The following is a 20,187-nucleotide window of genomic DNA, read 5'->3' as shown; positions in this document are numbered from 1 at the left end:
TATTGGTTTAACGTCTAGTGACTTGTCACTCGACTGAACCATAAACGCCCACACTTATCGGCTGTTAATTTTTAAAGATCTTGTCTTAACTGAGCGTCTTGACACTCAGTCGCTTTGCTGCTTTCGCTCTAAACTTCGCTCAGAACAGAAGCGAGATTATGAAGCAGTTTTTTTATTCCGTCAAGCTTTTTTTAATTTATTTTTTGCAAATATTTCACAACCAATAAACCGCCTAAAACTCAACACTGCACAACCTTCGCATCCTGCTGCGACCTCGGCCACAACAGAAGCGAGATTATGAACACATCAAACATTTCTGTCAAGAAGTTTTTGCACCTTCGGCCGTTTTATTTTAATACCACCCTGCGCCATTCATTTTCTAGGTGCGCATCTTGCATGTACCGCTCCCAATTAAAATAAACTCCAGGGTCTGTTTTTCGCTCGGGGGCAATCTCGCTATGCCCAGCCACCCCATGCAATACTGGATAGCGTTGTTTTAATGCCTGAGTGAGTAATGCAAGGGTTGCATATTGAGCTTCTTCAAATGCACTATAGTCGTCGCCTTCTAATTCGATGCCAATTGCAAAATCATTGCATCGCGCACGTCCGCGCCATTGAGACGCTCCTGCGTGCCACGCTCGATTGTTGCACGACACATATTGAGTCAATAGGCCATCACGCTTAATGAGAAAATGTGATGACACTTCAAACTGGTGGATGGTGGCAAAATAGGGGTGTGCATTGGGGTCGAGTCGATTTAAGAACAAATCGTCTATCCAGTCACCACCAAACTGGCTGGGTGGCAAGCTGATATTATGAATTACAAGCAGTTCAATTGGCATGCCATCTGGGCGCGCATCGAAGTTAGGCGACTCAACACGTCGCGCGGCCGCACACCAGCCATCTTCATTTACTTGAAACAACACGCTCATTTACTGTGCTCCGTGCTGCAATAAAATTGCCCTTGCGAATGCACGCCTTCACTCTCAAGCACATGCAGCCCGCAACGTGCGCAAGGCAGCATGAGACCATTCGACACTTGCTGCGTCCCACGTACTGGAGCGCTGCCATTTGGGCGCGGTTGTTTTTTTGCTTGTCGCAACGCGCTGGCGATGCCGAACAACGCCGCCCACATTTGTTTGGTTTGCGGCGGAATGCTCCGCCATTTTTGAAGCATGGCGTAACCAATTAAAGCACACACCACTAAAATCACAATAAATTTCATCAGGCTCTTTCAGTCAAATCGTCTAATTAGCGTCTTAATAAAACGTCCAATACAAAATGTGTGCCCGCATACGCCAAAAACAAGAGGGCAAATCCGAATATAGTTGCGCGCACTGCGACCAAGCCACGCCAGCCTGCCATAACGCGCCCCAATAGCAGCACGCCAAACACCACCCATGCCACCAAGGTGAAAACGACCTTATGATTAAAGACCAACGCCCGCCCCCAGACCACCTCACCAAAAAACATGCCCGACAGCACCAGCGCAGTCAGCAAAGCAAAGCCAGCCCATAACAGGCTGAATAAAATCCGCTCCATGCGCAATACAGGCGGCAAAATAGCCATCCACTTTGAAGACCCGCCCGCATTGCGAATGTCATGCAAGCGTCGAGTTTGGAACCACAACGCCACCGCGGTGAAAAATGCCGCTATAAAAATTCCCGAGGTCAAAACAGCCGCCACAACATGCGCCCCCATCACGCTCGACTCACCCGCACTCGCCCACACCGACAAACTGCTCATCAGCAACATCCCCAAAACCCAGCGCACAAGGTACAATATTGTTTTCATATATACAAACTGATTAAAATTGATTTAAAGATTGGCGTGCTCGCATCAACGGCTGCGGCATTGCTTTCAATAAACGACATTGTATACTTTTTCATCAAACCGCAGGACACCGACATGCTCGACAACTTAAGCACCCGTTTTAGCAAAATCATCAAAACCATGCGCGGTCAAGCGCGTCTGACCGAAGAAAACACCGCCGAGATGTTGCGCGAAGTGCGCATGGCCTTGCTCGAAGCCGACGTTGCTTTGCCCGTTGTGCGAGATTTTGTTGCCAAGATTAAAGAAAAAGCCCTTGGCGAAGAAGTCATCAGCAGCCTGACCCCTGGTCAAGCCCTCGTCGGCATCGTGCATGGCGAACTGGTCAACCTCATCGGCGGTGAATACGACGCGCGTGCGGTTGAACTCAACCTCGCCACCACCCCACCTGCTATTGTGCTCATGGCGGGTTTGCAAGGTGCAGGTAAAACCACCACGGTCGGCAAGCTTGCCAAGCGCTTGGTCGAGCAAAAGAAAAAGGTCATGACCGTTTCGTGCGACGTCTACCGACCCGCCGCGATTGAACAACTCAAAAGCGTCACTGCGCAATCGGGTGCAGAGTTTTTTCCTTCTACGCCTGAGCAAAAGCCCGCAGACATCGCCGCCGCCGCACTGGATTATGCCAAGAAACACTATATCGACGTTTTACTGGTCGATACCGCAGGTCGTCTCGGCATTGACGAAGTGATGATGAACGAAATTTCCGCCCTACACGCGCAACTTAAACCCATCGAAACCCTATTCGTCATTGACGCCATGGCCGGTCAAGACGCTGTCAACACCGCTAAAGCCTTTAACGATGCCCTGCCCTTAACAGGCGTGGTGCTCACCAAGCTCGACGGCGATTCACGCGGTGGCGCGGCCTTATCCGTGCGCCACATCACAGGCAAGCCGATTAAATTTGTCGGCGTCTCTGAAAAAATTGACGGCCTTGACGCTTTTCACCCCGACCGCATGGCGCAACGCATTCTCGGCATGGGCGACATCATCTCCCTCGTCGAAGAAGCGCACAAGAACGTCGATATGGAACAAGCGCAAGCCCTCGCCAAAAAAATTAAATCAGGCAAAGGTTTCGATTTAAACGACTTTAAAGAACAACTGGCTCAAATGAAAAAAATGGGCGGCGTCGCCACCCTGATGGACAAACTACCGAGCCAAATGACCCAAGGTGCAGGCAACATTGACATGGATAAAGCCGACCAGCAACTGCGCCGCACCGAAGGCATCATCAACTCGATGACCCCGCTTGAACGCGCCAAGCCTGAACTCATCAAAGCCTCACGCAAACGCCGCATCGCTCAAGGCGCGGGCCTGCATGTGCAAGAAGTGAATAAAATGCTCAAGCAATACGAACAAATGCGCGACATGATGAAAAAATTTCAAGGTGGCGGCATGGGTAAGATGATGAAAATGATGGGCGGCATGAAGGGGATTAAGAACATGATGGGCGGCGGGAAGATGCCGTTTTAATTTAGCCTAAAAAACCTGTGCGATAAAAACAGCATCCATCACAACAAAACGCACAAAGCAACACGCAGAACCATGCCCACGATGATATTGTGGGCATTTTTTGCGCCCTCTGCAGACTTATTTATTCTTTACTATAATTCGAGTCGCGGCAAAATGTTATGTTGTTTTATATAAATTAACAATTTTGTCGGTGGCATGAATCTGCCACTTTCATAACTAATATTTAAAAAAGGAATCACACGATGCAAGCAACAAATCATTCAACTTTCAAAGTAGACAACACGGCTTTGGTGTTAGTTGACCACCAAGTCGGCACCATAGGCTGGGCGGGTGAGCTGGCCAATGAGGCGGGACGCGACCAATTGAAAATGTGGGTGCGTGTCATGGCGCGTTTTGCGAAGAGCGCGGGCATCCCAGTGGTCTTGACGAGCAGCATGGAAACTCAAGCGCAAGGCCCTTTGTTGCCTGAGTTTCAAGAAATTTTGCCCGCCGAATATGAAGCACGTATTCAACGCACGGGCGTTATCAATGCTTGGGATGACCCCAAGTTCGCCGAAGCGGTGCACGCGACAGGCAAGAAAAACATCATCATGGGTGGCTTGACGACGGATGTGTGCTTGGTTCCGCCCGCATTGTCAGCTCAAGCTGAAGGCTTTAACGTAGTGGCTTTGCTTGATATTTCTGCTGCATGCACGAAAATTGCGGCGCAAAACTGCCGTGATTTGTTGCAAAAAGCGGGCATCGAAATCATGACCGTTACGCCAATGATTACCAGCATGTTGGGTGATTACACCAACCCTGTATCAGGCGCATTTTTTGAGGCCTTTGAGAAAGAGGGCGTTTATGGTGCGTTTGCACAAGGTAACTTGCGCTAATGTCTACTGTGAATACGCCTAAGCGTTGGAAGTCCATGCTGGTCACGTTTGCAGTGGTATTCCCGACGGTGGAGCTGCTCAATCGCGGCATTTTGCCGCTTTTGGGTGACATCCCATTTTTATTGCATGATGTCTTGGCGGTGGCGTCGATGTGTATCGTGTTGACGTTTGCCTTGCCATGGGCCATGCGCTTGACTCACCGTTGGCTGGTGTCTTAGCGAATTAATAAAAGCGTGACATATATCAGCACCAGCAGTCGAGCAGCTGAGTGTTGATTTAAATGAATGGTGTGCAAATGCACACCATTTGTATTTTTTGCCTATTTTTTAGATTAAATCGCGGATGCGGCTATTTATGTTTAGGCCGATGGCGAACGATTAAACAGGGCTTGCCAGCCTGCCCGTCCGAGGGCGTTGAGCGTTTGAATATTGCGTTCGTAAATCTCACTTGCATCGGAAAAACTGGCAACGGCGCGGTCGATACTGCTTTCGCGCAATAAATGAACAATCGGATAAGGCGCGCGGTTGGTGTAATTGCTGATGTCGTCTGGTTCTGTATTTGCAAATTGAAATTGCGGGTGAAAATGGGCGATTTGTAGCGTGCCTGTCAAACCCATTATACGCAGCAGTTCATCTGTAAAGTCGATGAAGTCATTAAACGCCAAAAAGTCTTTGAATGAGTCAGGCAGCACCAGTAGCGTGGTGTCGCGTTGTTGCGGGTCGCTTTTATTGAGCGCTTCCAGTTCGGTTTGAAGCTCCAACAGAATGGTGTCGGCATCAGCGGCTCGGCTGATGACTGTGTGGACTTGTTGCTTGACATAGACGGATTTGGCAAAAGGGCAAAAGTTTAATCCAATCACGGCTTTTTCAAGCCATTCATGGGTGCGCGCTTTAACGAGGTCGTCGGTATCGGTGCTGTTGTGTGGTGTATTCATGGGGTATAACGTTTCGTATTGATTGAATAAATAGTGCGTGCGGATGTGCTGCGAATCTTGTTTATTCTACACCCCACGCATACCCATCACCCGCACTTGGGATGTGTTTGACATTGGATGCGCCTTCAACCACTTCTAAGCGCACGCATTCATGCGGCTGAATGACATCGTCCATCCACGCGACATCTGCGCCTACGCGTTCAGATGGCGTGGTGACCGCTTCACGCTCTGCGCCCGCCATGTGTTCAAGATAAGTAACGCCGTAATCAACTTTGACAACGCCCTCTTCAAAAGCGTCGAGTGTTTGTCGCCAACGATAGGATGGCCATAAAAAATCAACGCAATTTTGCTCGGGTAAATACACGGCGCTGTATAACGTGCCGTAGCCTCGGTGAAATGAGGTTTGAAAAACGGGCGGGCGCATGAGGGCGTTTTGCATGTCTTCTAAACTGCTGTGCTGGTTGATGTGATTTTGCAAAGCATCTCGGCGCTCAACGCTGCGGGTGGCGCGGGCGTGGGCGAGCCACATGACTTCGCCTTGAAAATTGGTGACCACTTGGTCATACACCACTTGGGTGGGGCGGTCAGGGGCAAGGTGAACGATGGCGTAAAAACCCGTTTTGTCCAAAACAGTCACGCTATAGCACATGTGACTTGGGATGCGACACAACATGGCAACCGCCTCGCGGCCGCTGCTGGCAAATTCGAGCACATAACGCAAAATAACAGGGATGCCGAAACCTTCGCCCACCACCGTGCGTCCACCGAATGACAGCGATACAGATACGCCCGATGCGTTCATGCCGTCCAGTACGCCCCAGATGCAATCGCTCATGGCAACGACACGCTGCTGGTGCCATTGGGTTGAAAATATTGAGCCTTCGAGAAGGGCGGGCGAAAAATCATAATTGCGCAGTAACGCGCCTGCACCACCTGCAGGATTGCGCCAAATCGCTTGTGAGCACCCCGCGATGAAGGGAGGTGGCGTCCATAAACTCAAAAACCGTGCTTGCGCATCTTCGCCGCCGAGCATCTCTGTGAGTGTTTCGTACAGCGGCACGAGTTCGGGCATGTGTGTGCGCATGGCACGACGACAGGCGAGATAGCTGGGTCGGCGCGTCAGCCCACCCCAACCATACCAACGCTCGTATGCGGGCCAAAAATGTCGCGCACGCGCCTGCCATTTAAAGCCCGCCTGCTCTTCTTGGTAAGCGCGAAAGTGGATGGTGGAAAAACTCATGAGTTTATTTTCTTAAACATTCACTTCAATGAAAGAGCTGAATTAAAGTGCTGAAAAAACAGTATCAAACATGCAAAAAACCCAAAAAACTCAATCCATTTAGAATCAATTTTTTGGGTCTGCCCCGCCATTTTACAAGATTTTAAATGAGCCTGGTGTCGGCGCATACATATCGGGTGTACTGATAATCGGTGCACCGCTGTAGTACTTTTTGATGCCGCCAATCCAATCCCGTGCGCGTAAATTTAAGCGGAAGTCGTCATTCATTGAGCGACCACGGGTGATGAGAATGCCCAAGTCCGCGCCTTCGTAGCGATAGTCACCCGGGCCTGTGATGCGTTGAAAAAAGGCTTCACGCTCCGAGTCAATCGCTTGGCGATTGTAATCAAAGCGATGGTACGAGACCGCACCGTCTTCGGACATGCGATAGATACCAGACGGCGGAGCGTGCGTGACGACATCCACATTGCTTTCAACGTGCTTGATGACGACTTGGCTCCAACTGTCAATAAAATGCGGCTCGGCCCAACGCGCGTTTAATGTTTTGGTGTCCAACTCGTAAGGCACGCCTGAGAATTCCATCAGGTGAAACAAAAACAGCGGGGCATCGGCGTAGGCAAACGCAGCATGGTTGGTCATGGGCGATGCGCCACAAATGCGCGGGTTTAGTTCGCCTAAGTACACTTCATTGGTGTCTTTGTCGATGAGAAAGTCGAGGTCGAAATAACCGCGATACCCCTCTTCGAGCAGTTGGTCACCAAACTTCATCGCCAACTCACGCGCCTTGAGCCTAACCTCTTCTGTAAATGCGCCTGCAAACACTTCGTTACCACACCAGCCGCCTTTGTATGGGGTGAGCTCGCTTGCCCCGACCACTTCGGTCAACAGCGGGCCAACCAATGTGCCCGAACGCGTTGCGACCGCTTCTAGCGTTGCGCCTCGGCAGTTGATGCGTTTCATGATTTTGACCTCGGGGTCGTTGATGATGTCGTTGGCGTGTTGTTCAAAATCAGCTTTGCTGCTGATAAAAAACGTGGTGTGCCCTGAGTCACCGAATGCCGATTGCACCACCAAGTGTTGCCCTAAGCCGTGGCGTTCGGCGATTTGCATGAGATGCTCGTAGCTGTCTACTTTTTCCAAGGCGTTGGGCACGGAAGGCACGCCTGCTTTATTGCCAATGCGTACGGTTTCCATTTTGTTGTCGCAGCGCGTGCGCAAGGCGGCTGAGGGAAACCATAAGTCCAAGCCAATTTCTTTGCACAGCTCTTCGGTTTTTTCGTCAAACATTAAAAAAACCGCTGCGGGGTTGCCGCCGTTGCGCTCGATGTAGTCGATGACAGCCTTGTGTTGCAACAAGTAGTTATTGATGTCTTCAATCGATTCAAACTCTTCGTGTGGCAGCTTTGCGGGCACGAAAACGTTTGGATGGCGACCGTCAAAACAATCAATGTAGTTGATGTGGCGGAAGCGACGCACCCAGCGGTCTATGCCGTTAAGGTTGAAGTTGGTCGCGCTGATGAAATAAATCGGTCTTTCGTTGCGATGAAAAAATAGGTTCAAATCAGATACGTTGCGAATGATGTCCATTGTGTCTCTTGTCTCTTTTGTATGGTTTTTTTGTATGATTTTATGGGTTTAATACGTGCTGCTGTCAGGGCGCAATTGGTTAAACAACAAGCAATATGTTGTGCATTTTTTTAACATTTTGCTTTATGAATTTGCATGTGCCAATTGCGCCCTTGATTGTCAGTCTTCGGGTTGTATCACCGTTTGTAGCGCGCGCTCGGTGAACACCCTAAAACCCAGCTCTGGACGATAGCCGTGAATTTCTTTCACGTCCAATGCTTCCATGAACTCGACAATTTCTTTGCTGATGACTTGACCTGGAACTAAAATCGGGAAACCCGGGGGGTAAGGAATCACAAACATGGCGGAGACCACGGCGCGTCCTTTTTTAATCTCAGCGTGCAATTCCTCAAATGGGAAATATTCGCAATTTTCTTCATCATACGACAAGAAAAACGGGCGGCGAATATTGCCATCTGGGGTGATGATGCACTGGTCTTTTTCAACTTTGGTTTTGACTTTTTGTCCTTTTTTCTCCGCTTTCTCCTGAAGCACGATGGATTGGCGCGTGCTGTGGCGGAATGCGGGATGAAAGTGCGAGAAGTCAGGCAACGGCGGCAGGTCTTTGGTCAGTGAATTGACGCGTTTTTCGTGAATGCGTTTTTCAACCGCGCTCATATCTTCGACGCGCTCGTCAATTTCCTGCGCTATTTTCACCAAGACTTCAATCAAATAAGCGACCGATGAGCGGGTCGTACCGATATTGGTCATGAACAGTACAGAGTTGCGACTGGTTTTGTTGATTTGGATGCCATATTTGTTCATCAAATAGGCGGTTTTGAAGGTGTCGCCATCAATGCCTGTAGCACCAATCGCCAGCGTCAGACGCGATGGATCCAGCGCAAACTCATCTTGTATCCACGCGCTTTCCATATTGGCCCAGCCGTTTTCGACCGAGAAATACGCATCTACGCCTGAGCTGCGGTATTGCTCGGGAATCATGTCGGCCACTTTGAGGAATGAAAAGTATTTTTTCAGCAGCGGATGCGAGGCCACACGCTCGCGTAAGGTCATGGCAAGGTCAATTTGACGTTGCACCAACTCATATCCTTCCAACTCAACTTGACGACGACCGACATCAAGCGAGGCGAGGATTTGGTAGTTGGGCGATGTGGAAGTGTGGGTCATGTAGGCTTCGTGGAAGGCCTCTTCGGTTTTGTCTTTGAAGTCTTGATCCCAGACATGAATCATTGAACCTTGGCGCAATGAGGTCAATGTTTTGTGTGTCGAATGCGTGGCGTACACCCGAATGCGAGCCAATTCAGGGTTGGGCATGAGGCGCGTGTTCAACACTTTGCCTTCATCATCCCAATCCGCTTCGGTGAATTGTTCGGTAAACGCAGCGTACTGCTTGGCGTATGCCGCGCTTTTGAATTTTGCTTTTAAAGTCGCGGCCGTCGCCATGGCGGTACGGTGGCGATAGGTCGGATGAAAACGCGCAAAGGCAAACCATGCCTCGTCCCATAAAAACACGAGGTCAGGTTTAATCGCCAAACATTCTTCCATCACGCGCTCTACATTGTAGACCACGCCATCAAATGTGCAGTTGGTGAGCAATATCATGCGCACGCGGTCGAGCGTGCCCGCTTTTTTGTATTGCAACAAGGTGCGCTTGAGGTCACGAATCGGCACGGCGCCATACATTGAGTATTCGTTTAATGGATACGAGTCAAGGTAAGCCACATGCGCCCCTGCCAGTACCATGCCATAGTGATGCGATTTGTGGCAGTTGCGGTCAATGATGACGATGTCATCAGGCTTGACGATGGCCTGTACCACCACTTTATTGGCAGTGGATGTGCCATTGGTGGCGAAGAAGGTTTTTTTTGCGCCGAATGCTCGTGCCGCATATTCTTGAGCCAATTTGAGCGGGCCAACAGGTTCAAGCAAAGAATCTAAGCCGCCGCTGGTGGCGGATGTTTCGGCCATGAATACATTGAGACCATAAAATTGCGCCATGTCGTGAATCCAACTGGAGTTCATAATCGATTTGGCACGCGAAATAGGTAAGGCGTGAAATACGCCTGTGGGTTGGCGTGAGTACTCTTTGAGCGCGTTAAAAAACGGCGTGCGGTAACGTTCAGACACACCACGGTGGATGGACGTGTATAACTCGGTGTCGTCTTCGTCACGGAAAAACACCCGTTTGAAGACATCCCCGACCTTTGCGCCCACTTCGGCAGCGGATACGTCCGTGACGAGGTATAAGTCCATTTCGGGGCGTAAGTTGTGAATTTGTTTACCCAACATGATGCCGCGTTCGGAGTCGGGCAGTCGTTCGACATTGTCTGCATTTAAACCATCGAGCATGTTGTGCACAAAATCGAGTTGATATTCAGATTTAAATGGAAATTGGTGGCGGATGATGCACGCCTGCAAGTTGAAGTTGAATAACGTGGCAATCATGGCGTCTTCAAATGTCGGCGCGACCACCACATCGTATACGAATGGGTCATCTTTGCGGCGCGCGCGGCGCACGCGGTCGCGTAATGCGTCATGCTCATCGGCCGTTAAATCACCAACAACCAGCACTTCAAAATAAGGTTGCGCGATTTGCGCTTCGCGTTCAGCTTCCTCTTCTTTAACGATGTCGATGTCTTCGGGCGCTTCTTCGATATTGAACGGGCGGTGGCGATATGTTTTGTCTGAGAGCATTCGATTGATGCGGCGAACAGCTTTATGAGCGCGGATGTAGTCGCCCTCTTCAAACCAGCGGATGATGTCGTTAAATAAGTGGCGACCTGGGAAAGCCCAATAACCTTCAATCGGCGCGAGCAACAACAAAGCGGCGGCTACGCTGGCGCGTTGCTTTTCAAAATCGGCGGTCTGGGGTTTAAAATCTAATAGTCGAGCCAAACCATCAGTGAGCACAATCCAACCATCGTCTCGCATTTCCCAAACGCTGCGGTATTTGTTAAGGGATAAATTGTCTGCTTTGCTTTTGCTCATATTGACTCCTGTTTTTATTTAAATGGTCTTGTAAACTTTGTGTGTTGTGTATGTTCAGGTAGGTGTGTGGCTGTTTTTTGGGGACTGGCGTTGTAAAAAAAGCGCGCATCAAACGACACACGCTTCGCCTCTTCCCTCTTTAACCCATTGGGCCGCTGATTTCCATGGATTTCGCCAAAGGGTCGCCCTCTTTGTCTTCGTTTAAACCATCGTTTAAATTACGACCTGGCTTTTTCAGAGGGCCAAGGGTGTACAAATAATCATCGACAGACGAGGCTCGGTTGTACACGTCAAATTCAACGGGCCGCTCGCGGAATGATTTGAGCACTTGCCCCAAACCTCGCAAACCTGTTTCACGCTCGCGACGCACTTTACCGACATCAACTTGAACCGCCATGATTTCGGGCATCGTTGAAGCCTGATGCACCACATAACCCGAACAGTCAACCACGCAAGATTGTCCAACGCCGCCATCGCCCACGCCATTGACATCAAAGAAATACACTTGATTTTGTGCCGCGGCCGCGCGACACATCGCCAGTTCAACTTCACGGTCGATGGTATCGGTCATGGTGGGGTGAATGATGACTTCAGCCCCCATTGACGCCAATGTGCGCGTGGTTTCTGGAAACCACATGTCGTAGCAAATCGACACGCCAATTCGCGCCACGTCTGGGATGTCAAACACCACAAAGCGATTGCCCGCAGTGATGCCTTGCTCGTATGGAAAAAATGGGAACATCTTGCGATAGCGGTCAACCACGACGCCATCAGGTGAAATAATGGGAGTGGTATTGAATACGCAGCCGTCTAAAAGCTCAAACATCGAGCCGGGTATCAACCACATGCCATATTTGGCCGCAATGGTTTGTAGGCGTTGTTCGGCCTCACCCGGCATGGTCTGCGCATGTATCGGGTTTGAGCCAAACACGCACAACTCAGAAAACACCATGACCGTTACCCAAGGGAAACGCTTACGCACGTGTGCAACATAGCGCTCCATCATATCAATGTTGTCCGCTATCGCCGAAACAGGCATTTGAATGCCCGCGATGCCTAAAATCGTCATGCTTATCCTTATTTTGGTTTTCTTGTTTCAAAGCGCATAAACTTTCACTGTGAATCGTCAGTCCATACAGTAAAAAACACCAACGAGCCATCGATTAACACTAAAAGCTTTTATAAAAAATCGCGCAAACCCTTTTAAAACAAGGCTTGCGCACGAAATGAAGGCACAGTTTAACCGCGCCACTCTCGGGCTGTCAATGTCTTTTATTTCAAGGACTTAATTGTCATTTTTTGAGATTTTTAGTGTGATTAAATGCGGCAATGCAACATAAAATCATCGGATATTGCTTGGCAAACACACCGCCAACCACCGCAAATGAAACTCAAAAGCTATCATCTACCGCGCTTATTTGTTATGCTTCGCTTTACTCTTTAAATACTCAAAAGCCATGACTCAAAGCCAACCTCACAAAAAACGCCCGCAGCACCACTCGTCTGCTCGCCACCGTCCACGCACCGCCCCTCAGCATATCAAACAGACCGCTACTCATGAGCGCATGCGCTTAGAGGATGTGCGTGTTTACAATTTGGCAGGCACATCGCTGGCGTATCAACTTGCCATGGCGGCGCATATTGTGATGGCGGTGCAACAAGGTTATTCGATGCAGCACGCATTAACGGTCGTTGATATGGCCGATGGTGCACGTCCCAACGTACAACGCTTGTGCTTTGAGGCGATGCGTCATTGGGGCACGAGCCAATTTTGGGTGAAGCGGGCGGTGAGCAATTTGCCCGGCCCTTGGTTACAAGCATTGCTGTCGGTCAGTTTGACGCAACTGGCGTTGGAGCAAGAAAGTGAATTTGTTTTAGTTGACCAAGCGGTTGAAGCGGCGATTAATATGAAGCCACACGCGAAGGGCTTAGTCAACGCGATTTTGCGCCGTTTTTTACGTGAGCGTGAGGCATGGCAAGCGGATGCGTTGACCGATGAGGTGGCAACATGGAATTATCCGCAGTGGTGGATAGATGCGGTGAAACGTAATTATCCCAATGATTGGCAAAGCATTTTAAGCATTGGCAATACCCATCCACCCATGACATTGCGGGTGAATGCGAGACGCGGCACGGCTGATGAGTACATTGATTACATCAAAGAAGACGGACTGATTGCACAAGGCATGCCCACATTAAGTGCGCAAGCGGTTGTGCTAAGCCAGCCCTGTGGTGTGGCTGATTTGCCAGCGTTTGCCGATGGCGGTGTGTCGGTTCAAGATGCGGGTGCGCAAATCGCCGCCGACTTATTGGATGTTCACGACGGCATGCGTGTGTTGGATGCATGCGCCGCGCCAGGAGGTAAAACCTGCCATATTTTAGAACGCTATGACGTTCAATTGACGGCGATTGAAAAAGATGAAGCACGCGCAGCACGCATTGCCGATAACTTACATCGTTTGGATTTAGAAGCGGATATTTTAGTGGTGGATGCCAATAATGCGCACCAGTGGTGGAATCGAGAGGCGTTTGACCGCGTGTTGTTGGATGCACCGTGTTCGGCCAGCGGCATTGTTCGTCGTCACCCCGACATACGTTGGTTGCGTGAGGCCAACGATTTGGAAGGTTTGGCGAGACAACAGGCCCAACTCTTGCGTACAATGTGGAAAACCGTCGCAGTGGGCGGACGTTTGTTGTATTGTACGTGTTCCATTTTTCCCGAAGAAGGCGAGCAGGTTATCGCTGCATTCTTGGCGCATACGCCAAACGCGCAACGCTTGGAATTGCCCGCATTGCAGCCCCTGCAGCATGGCGAGGGACAATTGATACCCACCCAAACTGAAACACGTAACCACGATGGGTTTTATTACGCCGCATTAACCAAAACATCAAATTGATACCGTATGGCGCTTATGCAAACACTTCAAAATTCAACCCTGACTAGACGCTGGCAACGCGTCTGTTTGGTGTGGATATGGGTGTGTGCTTCGCTGTTGATGTCTGTGCCTGCGCACGCCGCCATTTCGACCCAATACGCGACTTTAACTCGTCAATCAGACGGCGGATATGCGGTGAATGCCGATTTTCGATTTTCAATGCCGCAACAATTACAAGAAGCCATCAATCATGGCACGCCCATCACGTTCACCGTCGAGTTTGAGCTTGCGCGCCCGCGCTGGTATTGGACGAATGAAGATGTGGTATCGGCACGGCGCGACTATCGCATTTCTTATAACAGCTTAACTCAACAATACCGTGTGGCCGTCGGGGCGGACCAATACCGCTTTAGCACATTGAGCGAATGCGTGTTATTTGCCTCAAGACCCAGCCAATGGCGTGTCTTAAGTAGCAACCAAATGAATACAGGCGAGCAGTACAACGCTTCGATTCGCATGTCGCTCAATACCGCGCGTCTACCTCGCACTTATCAACTGAACTCCTTGACTCAACAAGGCTGGGGGCTGGATTCGGGTTGGTATCGTTTCAATTTCACGCCTCGATAAGGATACAAACAACGAGCGTTTGGATTTTTGTTTGGTTTTATGAATAAATACCTCAAAAGTTTTTTCATCGGCACCATGGCTTTAGGCACAGGCTTATTGGTCGCGCTTGCTTTAGCCACGCGGAGCAGCTCCAATTTTCAAGAGCAATATTCAATTTTGTTGGCCTTGAATGTTGGCACCATTATCGTGATGCTCACGTTGCTTGGCTTTTTAGCGGTGTGGCTGTGGCGGCGCTTGCGCCAAAATGTCTTTGGCACTCGGTTATTGACTCGCTTTGCTTTGTCGTTTGCCCTATTGGGTATTATTCCCAGTATTTTGCTGTTTTTGATTTCCACCATGTTTGTCTCGCGCACGATTGACACATGGTTTAATTTGAAGCTCGACACAGCTCTTGAAGCGGGACTGAATTTTGGGCGTGAGGGTCTGTCTCGGGCCAGTGAGCAAACGCGAGACAATTTGGAACGGGTCTCGCTTGAATTGCAAGGTCAGAATGCCGACCAAGCCTCATCTTTGCATATTGACTCATGGCTGAAAACATACCGTTGGCAAGCGATGGCGGCCTTCGATAAGCAAGGTAAGCCTTTGTGGCAAAACAGCGATGGTTCGCAGCTCGATAACCACGTATTGTCAGGCATTACGCCTGAAATGATGGCAAAAAGCCAAGAGGGCTGGACTTGGGTAGAGGATGAGTCCGATGCTCAAGATGGTGAAAACGTGCCGTTACCTCCCGTGATTCATGCCATTAAAGAAATTCCAAAAGCAACTGGGCAAGCGCATTATTTATACGCTCAACGTGTGATGCCGATTAATTTTGCGAAAAAAGTTTTGGATATTCAGAACGGCTTGCGCGACTATCAAGCCACGGAGTCCTCTCGCACCAGTTTACGTAATTTATACCGAGTTACTTTATCGGTGACTTTGTTGTTGACGATGTTGGCGGCGTTGGCGGCGGCTTTTTTAATTGCCAATCGCATGATTCAACCGATTTTGTGGCTTGCACAAGCCACTCGCATGGTGGCAACGGGGCATTATGCTCTAGTACCGCAACGCGTGAAAGGGTCGGATGAGCTGATTCAATTGGTGGATTCGTTTGGTGATATGGCGCAACAACTGAATGTCACACAACTGTCATTGCAACACAACCAAAAAGAATTAGAAGCCGCCAAAGCGTACTCTGAGGCTGTTTTAGATAATTTGTCATCAGGCGTACTGGTGTTTAACCATGATTTTATGCTTGAGTCATTTAATCGCAGCGCAAACCGTATGTTTCAGACCGATTTAACCCCTTGTGTTGGGCAATACATGGCGCAGATTGATGTTTTAGCACCTTTGTTTGAGCCCATTCAAGAAGCCATGCGCAATCACGCCAACCATGCCACCGATAGCAACAATTGGCGTATCCAACAAAATTTAACCTTTAATCGCGCACAGCATACCGATGACTTAACTGTCTCCGTACAAGGTTCTCGCTTTATCGCTGAGGATGGTGAAGACAGCATCGTCTTGGTTTGCGATGACATTTCGCCGATTGTTTCGGCACAGCGCACCTTGGCTTGGGGTGAAGTCGCTCGGCGTTTGGCGCATGAAATAAAAAACCCTTTAACGCCGATTCAATTGTCAGCTGAACGCTTAAACATGAAGTTACATGACAAATTGGAAGAGGCTGACCAATATTTACTTGAACGCAGTACACGAACCATTGTCAATCAAGTGATGGCCTTACAAAACATGGCGGATGAATTTCGCAACTATGCGCGAGCCCCTGAAATTGCATTTTCTGCCTTGGACTTGAACGAGTTATTGCGGGAGATTTTGACTTTATATGAAGCGGGAGAGGGCGTGAAATATCGTATTCACGCTGATTTAGCTGAATCGTTGCCTTTGATTTTAGCGGATGCGCAGCAGCTTCGCCAAGTCTTGCATAACTTGATTAAAAACGCGATTGAAGCGCATGAAACAGGCGTTTTGCCCGTGGTTGAGTTATCGACCAACAAGGTTGAGCTACAAAGTGACAGCTTGATTCATAGTCAAGCCGTTGGCTTTAGCATCCGTGATTACGGCACGGGTTTTAGCCCAAAAATCCTCGCGCGGATGTTTGAACCTTACAACACCACCAAAAGTGGGGGGACAGGTTTAGGCTTGCCTGTGGTCAAAAAAATCATTGATGCGCATCATGGTAAAATCACTGTAAAAAACCATACAAAAAATGATGGACAAAATGAGATTTTAGGTGCACAAATTGATATACTGTTCTTAAATGTGTTGCAAACAGACAACTCAAATTTTGGTGTCAATGACACACCACGCTTGATATAAATTGTATGTTAAATGAACACTTTTTGATAAAAACAAACGTAATTATGATTTTTTTTGTATTTCCATAACCCAACAGGTGGACACATAAATGGCAAATATTTTGGTTGTCGACGATGAAATGGGCATCCGCGAATTGCTCTCTGAAATTCTCTATGATGAAGGGCATGTGGTGATGCTTGCTGAAAACGCCACGCAAGCGCGAGCGGCACGCAATGCATCGCGTCCCGATTTGGTGTTGTTGGATATTTGGATGCCCGACACGGACGGTGTGACCTTGCTCAAAGAATGGGCGCTCAACGGTCAGTTGACGATGCCTGTGGTCATGATGAGTGGGCATGCGAGCATTGAGACCGCTGTTGAAGCCACGCGCATTGGTGCTCTCGACTTTCTCGAAAAACCAATTACCTTACAAAAATTATTGCATACCGTGCAACAAGGTTTGTTGCGCTCAACCCCGCCAGACATTAAAAAAGTGGTCAATCAACAACTGGGGACGGGCAACACGAATAGAACTCACCCCACCGATTCGATGGGGGCCCCAACTGAAACCGCTGCGACGGTTTCGCCTCAAAGTCAAAGCGCTTCTGCCGCAACGGACACCACTTCAAATGAAGTCAGCGCAATCGCAGTCCCGTCTTTAACGCCCAGTGCGCAGGAGCTGTCCACTTTGGACTTAGAGTTGCCGTTGCGTGAAGCGAGGGATCATTTTGAGCGCATTTATTTTGAATATCATTTGCGCCAAGAAAATTCAAATATCACACGAGTCGCTGAAAAGACAGGCTTGGAGCGAACGCACTTATATCGGAAATTAAAACAGTTGAATATTGCGATTAGCAAAGGCAGTAAAAATAAATAAAAAACGAGCGCCCTGCTCGTTTTTTATTTTATGTTGCGACCTAATTGTGTTGTAAACACTGGGATTTATGGTTGCAATATCGACAACGTGCGTTTCACGGCACCTTGGTGGGCTAGGCAAAAAGCTTCGGCTCTGTGCTGTTGTAACGTGTTTTGCTCAGAGTTGTTTAATAGGTTCGATGCAATTTCAAGCCCTTGAACCATGCTGTGGCATTGCAATAAAGCCCCTGCCTTAGTGGCATCTACCGTAATTTGTCCAAAATTGAATGTGTGCGGACCAATGAGTGTGGGTTTACCGATGGATAACGGCTCAAGGAAATTTTGACCACCGAGCGGTAACCAAGCCCCCCCCATCATCACCACATCCGAAATCGTGTAATACATAAACATTTGCCCCATTGTGTCACCGAGTACGACATCTGTTTGGGCAAGCTGTGTCTGAATCTCACCATCACTTAAGTTCTCGAGCATGCTTTTGCGTACCACGGGTGTTGGAAACAGTTCTGATTGCTCAATCAGTTGCGACACATCATTAAAACGCTGAGGATGGCGCGGCACAACCCACCACTGTACGTTTGGGAAAAAGTTTTTCAGGTATTTTAAAGCACTAAGCCACTGCGACTCTTCGCCGTCCCGTGTCGACGCCAGCATGACAACCGAACGATTGCCGATAAACCGTTTCAGTCGCCGCCCTTCTTCAATTTGAGGCTTGGGTGGACGCATGTCAAATTTTAAATTACCCGTCACGGTAATGCGGTTGGCGGATACCCCCAACTTTTGATAGCGTACTGAGTCGATTGGTGTTTGTGCGCAAATGCCATTAAAACCTTTATAAGCATGCCCCATCAACCAATAGAAGCTTAATGTTTGTCTAAATGATTTTTTCGACAAACGACCATTGACCAAGTGGATGGGAATATGAAGTCGGTTGGCAGTCGCAACCATGTTTGGCCACACTTCAGTCTCCATGACCCAAATGTGGGTTGGCGCAAAGGTTCTAAAAAAGCGCGAGACAGCACCATAAGTATCGTATGGCACATACACTTGGCTCATGCGACCATCGGCAAGATATGTGGCAAACAACGACTGCCCCGCCGCCCGTCCCGTCGGCGTGGTGTGCGTTAAAATGACATGGGCTTGCGGCGACTGGGCGTACAGCGCTTCAATCAAAGGCGCGGCGGCACGGGTTTCGCCCAAAGAAACGGCATGAATCCAAATGCGCAGCGGCGAGGGGTGTTGGCGTTGGTGTAAATACAGTGCAAAACGCTCATGCCAATGTTTCGCATATTCGGGTTGTTTACGCGCCCGCAACAACAAGTAAATGCATGCAAATGGTTGCAAGACAAACAATACGATGCTGTAGACAACTACCATCAACCCCTTCATACGTTATCCTCGTTATCTTTTAATTGCATGTGATGCAACACAGCGTCTGGTCGAGAGGCACTTGAGCGCGTGATGCGTTGTATTTGCCCATCGGCCCAGAGATGTCGATACTCTTGGTCAAAATGTTGTGCGCACATGAGCTGTTTGATGACTATTTCTGCAGTGGGAGGTGTACCCACACCGCCCAAGCCTATGCAATAATTCACGCCCATCAATGCGGCGAGTTGGGGGTCAAAATCTGCGTAAATGCCCACGGTTGGACGAGCCAAGGCCGCGGCTAAGTGCGTAAAGCCACTGTCCAGCCCGACCACAGACTGGCTGGCGGCTAAACATTGCGCAACTTGCAAGATGGTTAAAAACGGGGGTACGATGGGCAACAACTCAGTTGCGATATGTGCTTGTACCGCTGCCTCATAGAGCCTTTCACTGCGCATGCGCTCAGCTTGGCTTCCCCAAAGCAACAGACAGCGTTGTCCTTGTGTCGCCACGTGTTTAATGAGTTCAAGCCAGTTCGCTTCGTCCCATAGTTTCTCGTCACGACTGGCGCCATGAATTATGGCGACCCACGGTGGTGCAGGCGTGACGTGGTGTGCGCCTAAAAAAGTCCAATCTCTTGGCATGGCTAATGTGTGCAGGCCAAAATCAATGGCGTCATTTAGAGGATAACCGAGAACGGCGGCCGCCAGTTGTCGGTTGCGCGAGACGGCAGAATCTTGGCGAGAGACATTGAATCGGTGATGATACGCTCGCGCGGCCATCGGTTCACGAATGCTTTTGCCATCATAGCCACTGTAGCCCAAATGCAAATTGGGTGTACCGAAGTCATCCGATGTGTGGTGACTAAGTTTCGCCATGCGCGACATGACGGCACTTTTAACCAGACCTTGCAAGTCAATGACCACATCATAATGCTCGCTGCGCAAGTTGAGCCAAAAATCATGGATGGATTGACGGGTGTCGCTGCGCCACAGTGTTTTGCGCCACTTGCGCCATGCAATCGGAATGACCTTGTGCACGGCGGGATGCAAACGCGCAATGGCATCAAAAGGACGTTCTGCCAGCCAATCAATTTGCGCATTCGGGTAGGCGCGGACGATGTCCGTCACAGCAGGCAGGGCGTGAACCAAGTCGCCCATGGAGCTGGTTTTAACCAATAAAATTTTTAAAGTGCGCATCTAAAGCGGTCGCTCAATTGTTGATGTC

General features: G+C 49.4%; 17 protein-coding genes. 7 read left to right on the top strand and 10 right to left on the bottom strand.

Translation table 11 applies throughout. The annotated features are described in order from the left end of the window. Positions 1-347: 347 nt before the first annotated feature. The 3 genes from ampD to DFR44_RS06640 are packed head-to-tail and all read right to left on the bottom strand — an operon-like array spanning position 348 to position 1,794. Positions 348-932 carry a 1,6-anhydro-N-acetylmuramyl-L-alanine amidase AmpD gene (ampD, locus tag DFR44_RS06650; protein ID WP_133620353.1) on the bottom strand — a complete coding sequence of 195 codons (585 nt, stop codon included), beginning with the start codon at positions 930-932 and terminating at the stop codon, positions 348-350. Beyond that, a complete protein-coding gene (locus DFR44_RS06645) occupies positions 929-1,225 on the bottom strand; it encodes a PP0621 family protein (RefSeq protein WP_133620351.1) in 297 nt (98 codons plus the stop codon). The genes ampD and DFR44_RS06645 overlap by 4 nt, the downstream gene beginning before the upstream one ends. Before the next feature lie 26 nt (positions 1,226-1,251). After that, the gene (locus DFR44_RS06640) at positions 1,252-1,794 is read right to left on the bottom strand and encodes a cytochrome C assembly family protein (protein WP_133620349.1); all 543 of its coding nucleotides are present in this window, start codon (positions 1,792-1,794) and stop codon (positions 1,252-1,254) included. A gap of 114 nt (positions 1,795-1,908) precedes the next feature. Here DFR44_RS06640 and ffh point away from each other — a divergent pair, with 114 nt between their 5' ends. The 3 genes from ffh to DFR44_RS06625 all read left to right on the top strand — a co-directional run bounded on the left by ffh (position 1,909) and on the right by DFR44_RS06625 (position 4,393). Beyond that, entirely contained in the window at positions 1,909-3,300 is a 1,392-nt protein-coding gene (ffh, locus tag DFR44_RS06635) for a signal recognition particle protein (protein WP_133620367.1), read from the top strand. Between the two features lie 242 nt (positions 3,301-3,542). Further along, positions 3,543-4,175, top strand: coding sequence for an isochorismatase family protein (locus DFR44_RS06630; protein WP_133620347.1), 633 nt, complete (start codon positions 3,543-3,545; stop codon positions 4,173-4,175). After that, positions 4,175-4,393 (top strand): putative antibiotic biosynthesis monooxygenase, encoded by a 219-nt coding sequence (locus tag DFR44_RS06625; protein WP_133620345.1) that lies wholly within the window; start codon positions 4,175-4,177, stop codon positions 4,391-4,393. Before DFR44_RS06630 ends, DFR44_RS06625 begins: the two co-directional genes overlap by 1 nt. A gap of 140 nt (positions 4,394-4,533) precedes the next feature. Here the strand turns inward: DFR44_RS06625 and DFR44_RS06620 are convergent, their stop codons facing one another. The 5 genes from DFR44_RS06620 to DFR44_RS06600 form a co-directional block, all read right to left on the bottom strand. Next, positions 4,534-5,109: a DUF1415 domain-containing protein gene (locus DFR44_RS06620; protein ID WP_133620342.1), complete on the bottom strand. Its 576-nt coding sequence runs from the start codon at positions 5,107-5,109 to the stop codon at positions 4,534-4,536. Between the two features lie 61 nt (positions 5,110-5,170). Further along, positions 5,171-6,349: a C45 family autoproteolytic acyltransferase/hydrolase gene (locus DFR44_RS06615; protein WP_133620339.1), complete on the bottom strand. Its 1,179-nt coding sequence runs from the start codon at positions 6,347-6,349 to the stop codon at positions 5,171-5,173. A gap of 132 nt (positions 6,350-6,481) precedes the next feature. Next, on the bottom strand, positions 6,482-7,936 hold the full coding sequence (locus DFR44_RS06610) for a biotin carboxylase (protein ID WP_133620336.1): 1,455 nt from the start codon (positions 7,934-7,936) through the stop codon (positions 6,482-6,484). Between the two features lie 159 nt (positions 7,937-8,095). Beyond that, positions 8,096-10,924, bottom strand: a complete 2,829-nt coding sequence (locus DFR44_RS06605; RefSeq protein ID WP_133620333.1) for an aminotransferase class I/II-fold pyridoxal phosphate-dependent enzyme — start codon at positions 10,922-10,924, stop codon at positions 8,096-8,098. A gap of 139 nt (positions 10,925-11,063) precedes the next feature. Continuing rightward, entirely contained in the window at positions 11,064-11,993 is a 930-nt protein-coding gene (locus tag DFR44_RS06600; RefSeq protein WP_133620330.1) for a carbon-nitrogen hydrolase family protein, read from the bottom strand. A gap of 388 nt (positions 11,994-12,381) precedes the next feature. Here DFR44_RS06600 and rsmB point away from each other — a divergent pair, with 388 nt between their 5' ends. The 4 genes from rsmB to DFR44_RS06580 all read left to right on the top strand — a co-directional run bounded on the left by rsmB (position 12,382) and on the right by DFR44_RS06580 (position 17,599). Beyond that, positions 12,382-13,821 (top strand): 16S rRNA (cytosine(967)-C(5))-methyltransferase RsmB, encoded by a 1,440-nt coding sequence (gene rsmB, locus DFR44_RS06595; RefSeq protein ID WP_133620327.1) that lies wholly within the window; start codon positions 12,382-12,384, stop codon positions 13,819-13,821. A 15-nt stretch (positions 13,822-13,836) separates the two neighbouring features. Further along, a complete protein-coding gene (locus tag DFR44_RS06590) occupies positions 13,837-14,427 on the top strand; it encodes a DUF4390 domain-containing protein (protein ID WP_162845188.1) in 591 nt (196 codons plus the stop codon). A 39-nt stretch (positions 14,428-14,466) separates the two neighbouring features. Beyond that, positions 14,467-16,743, top strand: a complete 2,277-nt coding sequence (locus DFR44_RS06585; RefSeq protein ID WP_133620320.1) for an ATP-binding protein — start codon at positions 14,467-14,469, stop codon at positions 16,741-16,743. Between the two features lie 88 nt (positions 16,744-16,831). Beyond that, positions 16,832-17,599, top strand: a complete 768-nt coding sequence (locus tag DFR44_RS06580; protein ID WP_133620319.1) for a response regulator — start codon at positions 16,832-16,834, stop codon at positions 17,597-17,599. 65 nt (positions 17,600-17,664) lie between these two features. Here the strand turns inward: DFR44_RS06580 and DFR44_RS06575 are convergent, their stop codons facing one another. After that, the gene (locus DFR44_RS06575) at positions 17,665-18,984 is read right to left on the bottom strand and encodes a 3-deoxy-D-manno-octulosonic acid transferase (protein WP_133620317.1); all 1,320 of its coding nucleotides are present in this window, start codon (positions 18,982-18,984) and stop codon (positions 17,665-17,667) included. Continuing rightward, a complete protein-coding gene (gene waaC, locus DFR44_RS06570) occupies positions 18,981-20,159 on the bottom strand; it encodes a lipopolysaccharide heptosyltransferase I (RefSeq protein ID WP_133620315.1) in 1,179 nt (392 codons plus the stop codon). Before waaC ends, DFR44_RS06575 begins: the two co-directional genes overlap by 4 nt. Between the last annotated feature and the right edge of the window lie 28 nt (positions 20,160-20,187).

Source organism: Hydromonas duriensis (genome assembly GCF_004363775.1).
Classification (GTDB): domain Bacteria; phylum Pseudomonadota; class Gammaproteobacteria; order Burkholderiales; family Burkholderiaceae; genus Hydromonas; species Hydromonas duriensis.
The sequence above is the reverse complement of the archived record's forward strand: the minus strand, read 5'-3'. Positions and strand labels throughout refer to the sequence as shown.

What these genes read in the sequence shown, in the direction of transcription:
- ampD (WP_133620353.1), bottom strand. Translation starts at nt 932, where the DNA reads ATGAGCGTGTTGTTTCAAGTAAATGAAGATGGCTGGTGTGCGGCCGCG.
- DFR44_RS06645 (WP_133620351.1), bottom strand. Translation starts at nt 1,225, where the DNA reads ATGAAATTTATTGTGATTTTAGTGGTGTGTGCTTTAATTGGTTACGCC.
- DFR44_RS06640 (WP_133620349.1), bottom strand. Translation starts at nt 1,794, where the DNA reads ATGAAAACAATATTGTACCTTGTGCGCTGGGTTTTGGGGATGTTGCTG.
- ffh (WP_133620367.1), top strand. Translation starts at nt 1,909, where the DNA reads ATGCTCGACAACTTAAGCACCCGTTTTAGCAAAATCATCAAAACCATG.
- DFR44_RS06630 (WP_133620347.1), top strand. Translation starts at nt 3,543, where the DNA reads ATGCAAGCAACAAATCATTCAACTTTCAAAGTAGACAACACGGCTTTG.
- DFR44_RS06625 (WP_133620345.1), top strand. Translation starts at nt 4,175, where the DNA reads ATGTCTACTGTGAATACGCCTAAGCGTTGGAAGTCCATGCTGGTCACG.
- DFR44_RS06620 (WP_133620342.1), bottom strand. Translation starts at nt 5,109, where the DNA reads ATGAATACACCACACAACAGCACCGATACCGACGACCTCGTTAAAGCG.
- DFR44_RS06615 (WP_133620339.1), bottom strand. Translation starts at nt 6,349, where the DNA reads ATGAGTTTTTCCACCATCCACTTTCGCGCTTACCAAGAAGAGCAGGCG.
- DFR44_RS06610 (WP_133620336.1), bottom strand. Translation starts at nt 7,936, where the DNA reads ATGGACATCATTCGCAACGTATCTGATTTGAACCTATTTTTTCATCGC.
- DFR44_RS06605 (WP_133620333.1), bottom strand. Translation starts at nt 10,924, where the DNA reads ATGAGCAAAAGCAAAGCAGACAATTTATCCCTTAACAAATACCGCAGC.
- DFR44_RS06600 (WP_133620330.1), bottom strand. Translation starts at nt 11,993, where the DNA reads ATGACGATTTTAGGCATCGCGGGCATTCAAATGCCTGTTTCGGCGATA.
- rsmB (WP_133620327.1), top strand. Translation starts at nt 12,382, where the DNA reads ATGACTCAAAGCCAACCTCACAAAAAACGCCCGCAGCACCACTCGTCT.
- DFR44_RS06590 (WP_162845188.1), top strand. Translation starts at nt 13,837, where the DNA reads ATGCAAACACTTCAAAATTCAACCCTGACTAGACGCTGGCAACGCGTC.
- DFR44_RS06585 (WP_133620320.1), top strand. Translation starts at nt 14,467, where the DNA reads ATGAATAAATACCTCAAAAGTTTTTTCATCGGCACCATGGCTTTAGGC.
- DFR44_RS06580 (WP_133620319.1), top strand. Translation starts at nt 16,832, where the DNA reads ATGGCAAATATTTTGGTTGTCGACGATGAAATGGGCATCCGCGAATTG.
- DFR44_RS06575 (WP_133620317.1), bottom strand. Translation starts at nt 18,984, where the DNA reads ATGAAGGGGTTGATGGTAGTTGTCTACAGCATCGTATTGTTTGTCTTG.
- waaC (WP_133620315.1), bottom strand. Translation starts at nt 20,159, where the DNA reads ATGCGCACTTTAAAAATTTTATTGGTTAAAACCAGCTCCATGGGCGAC.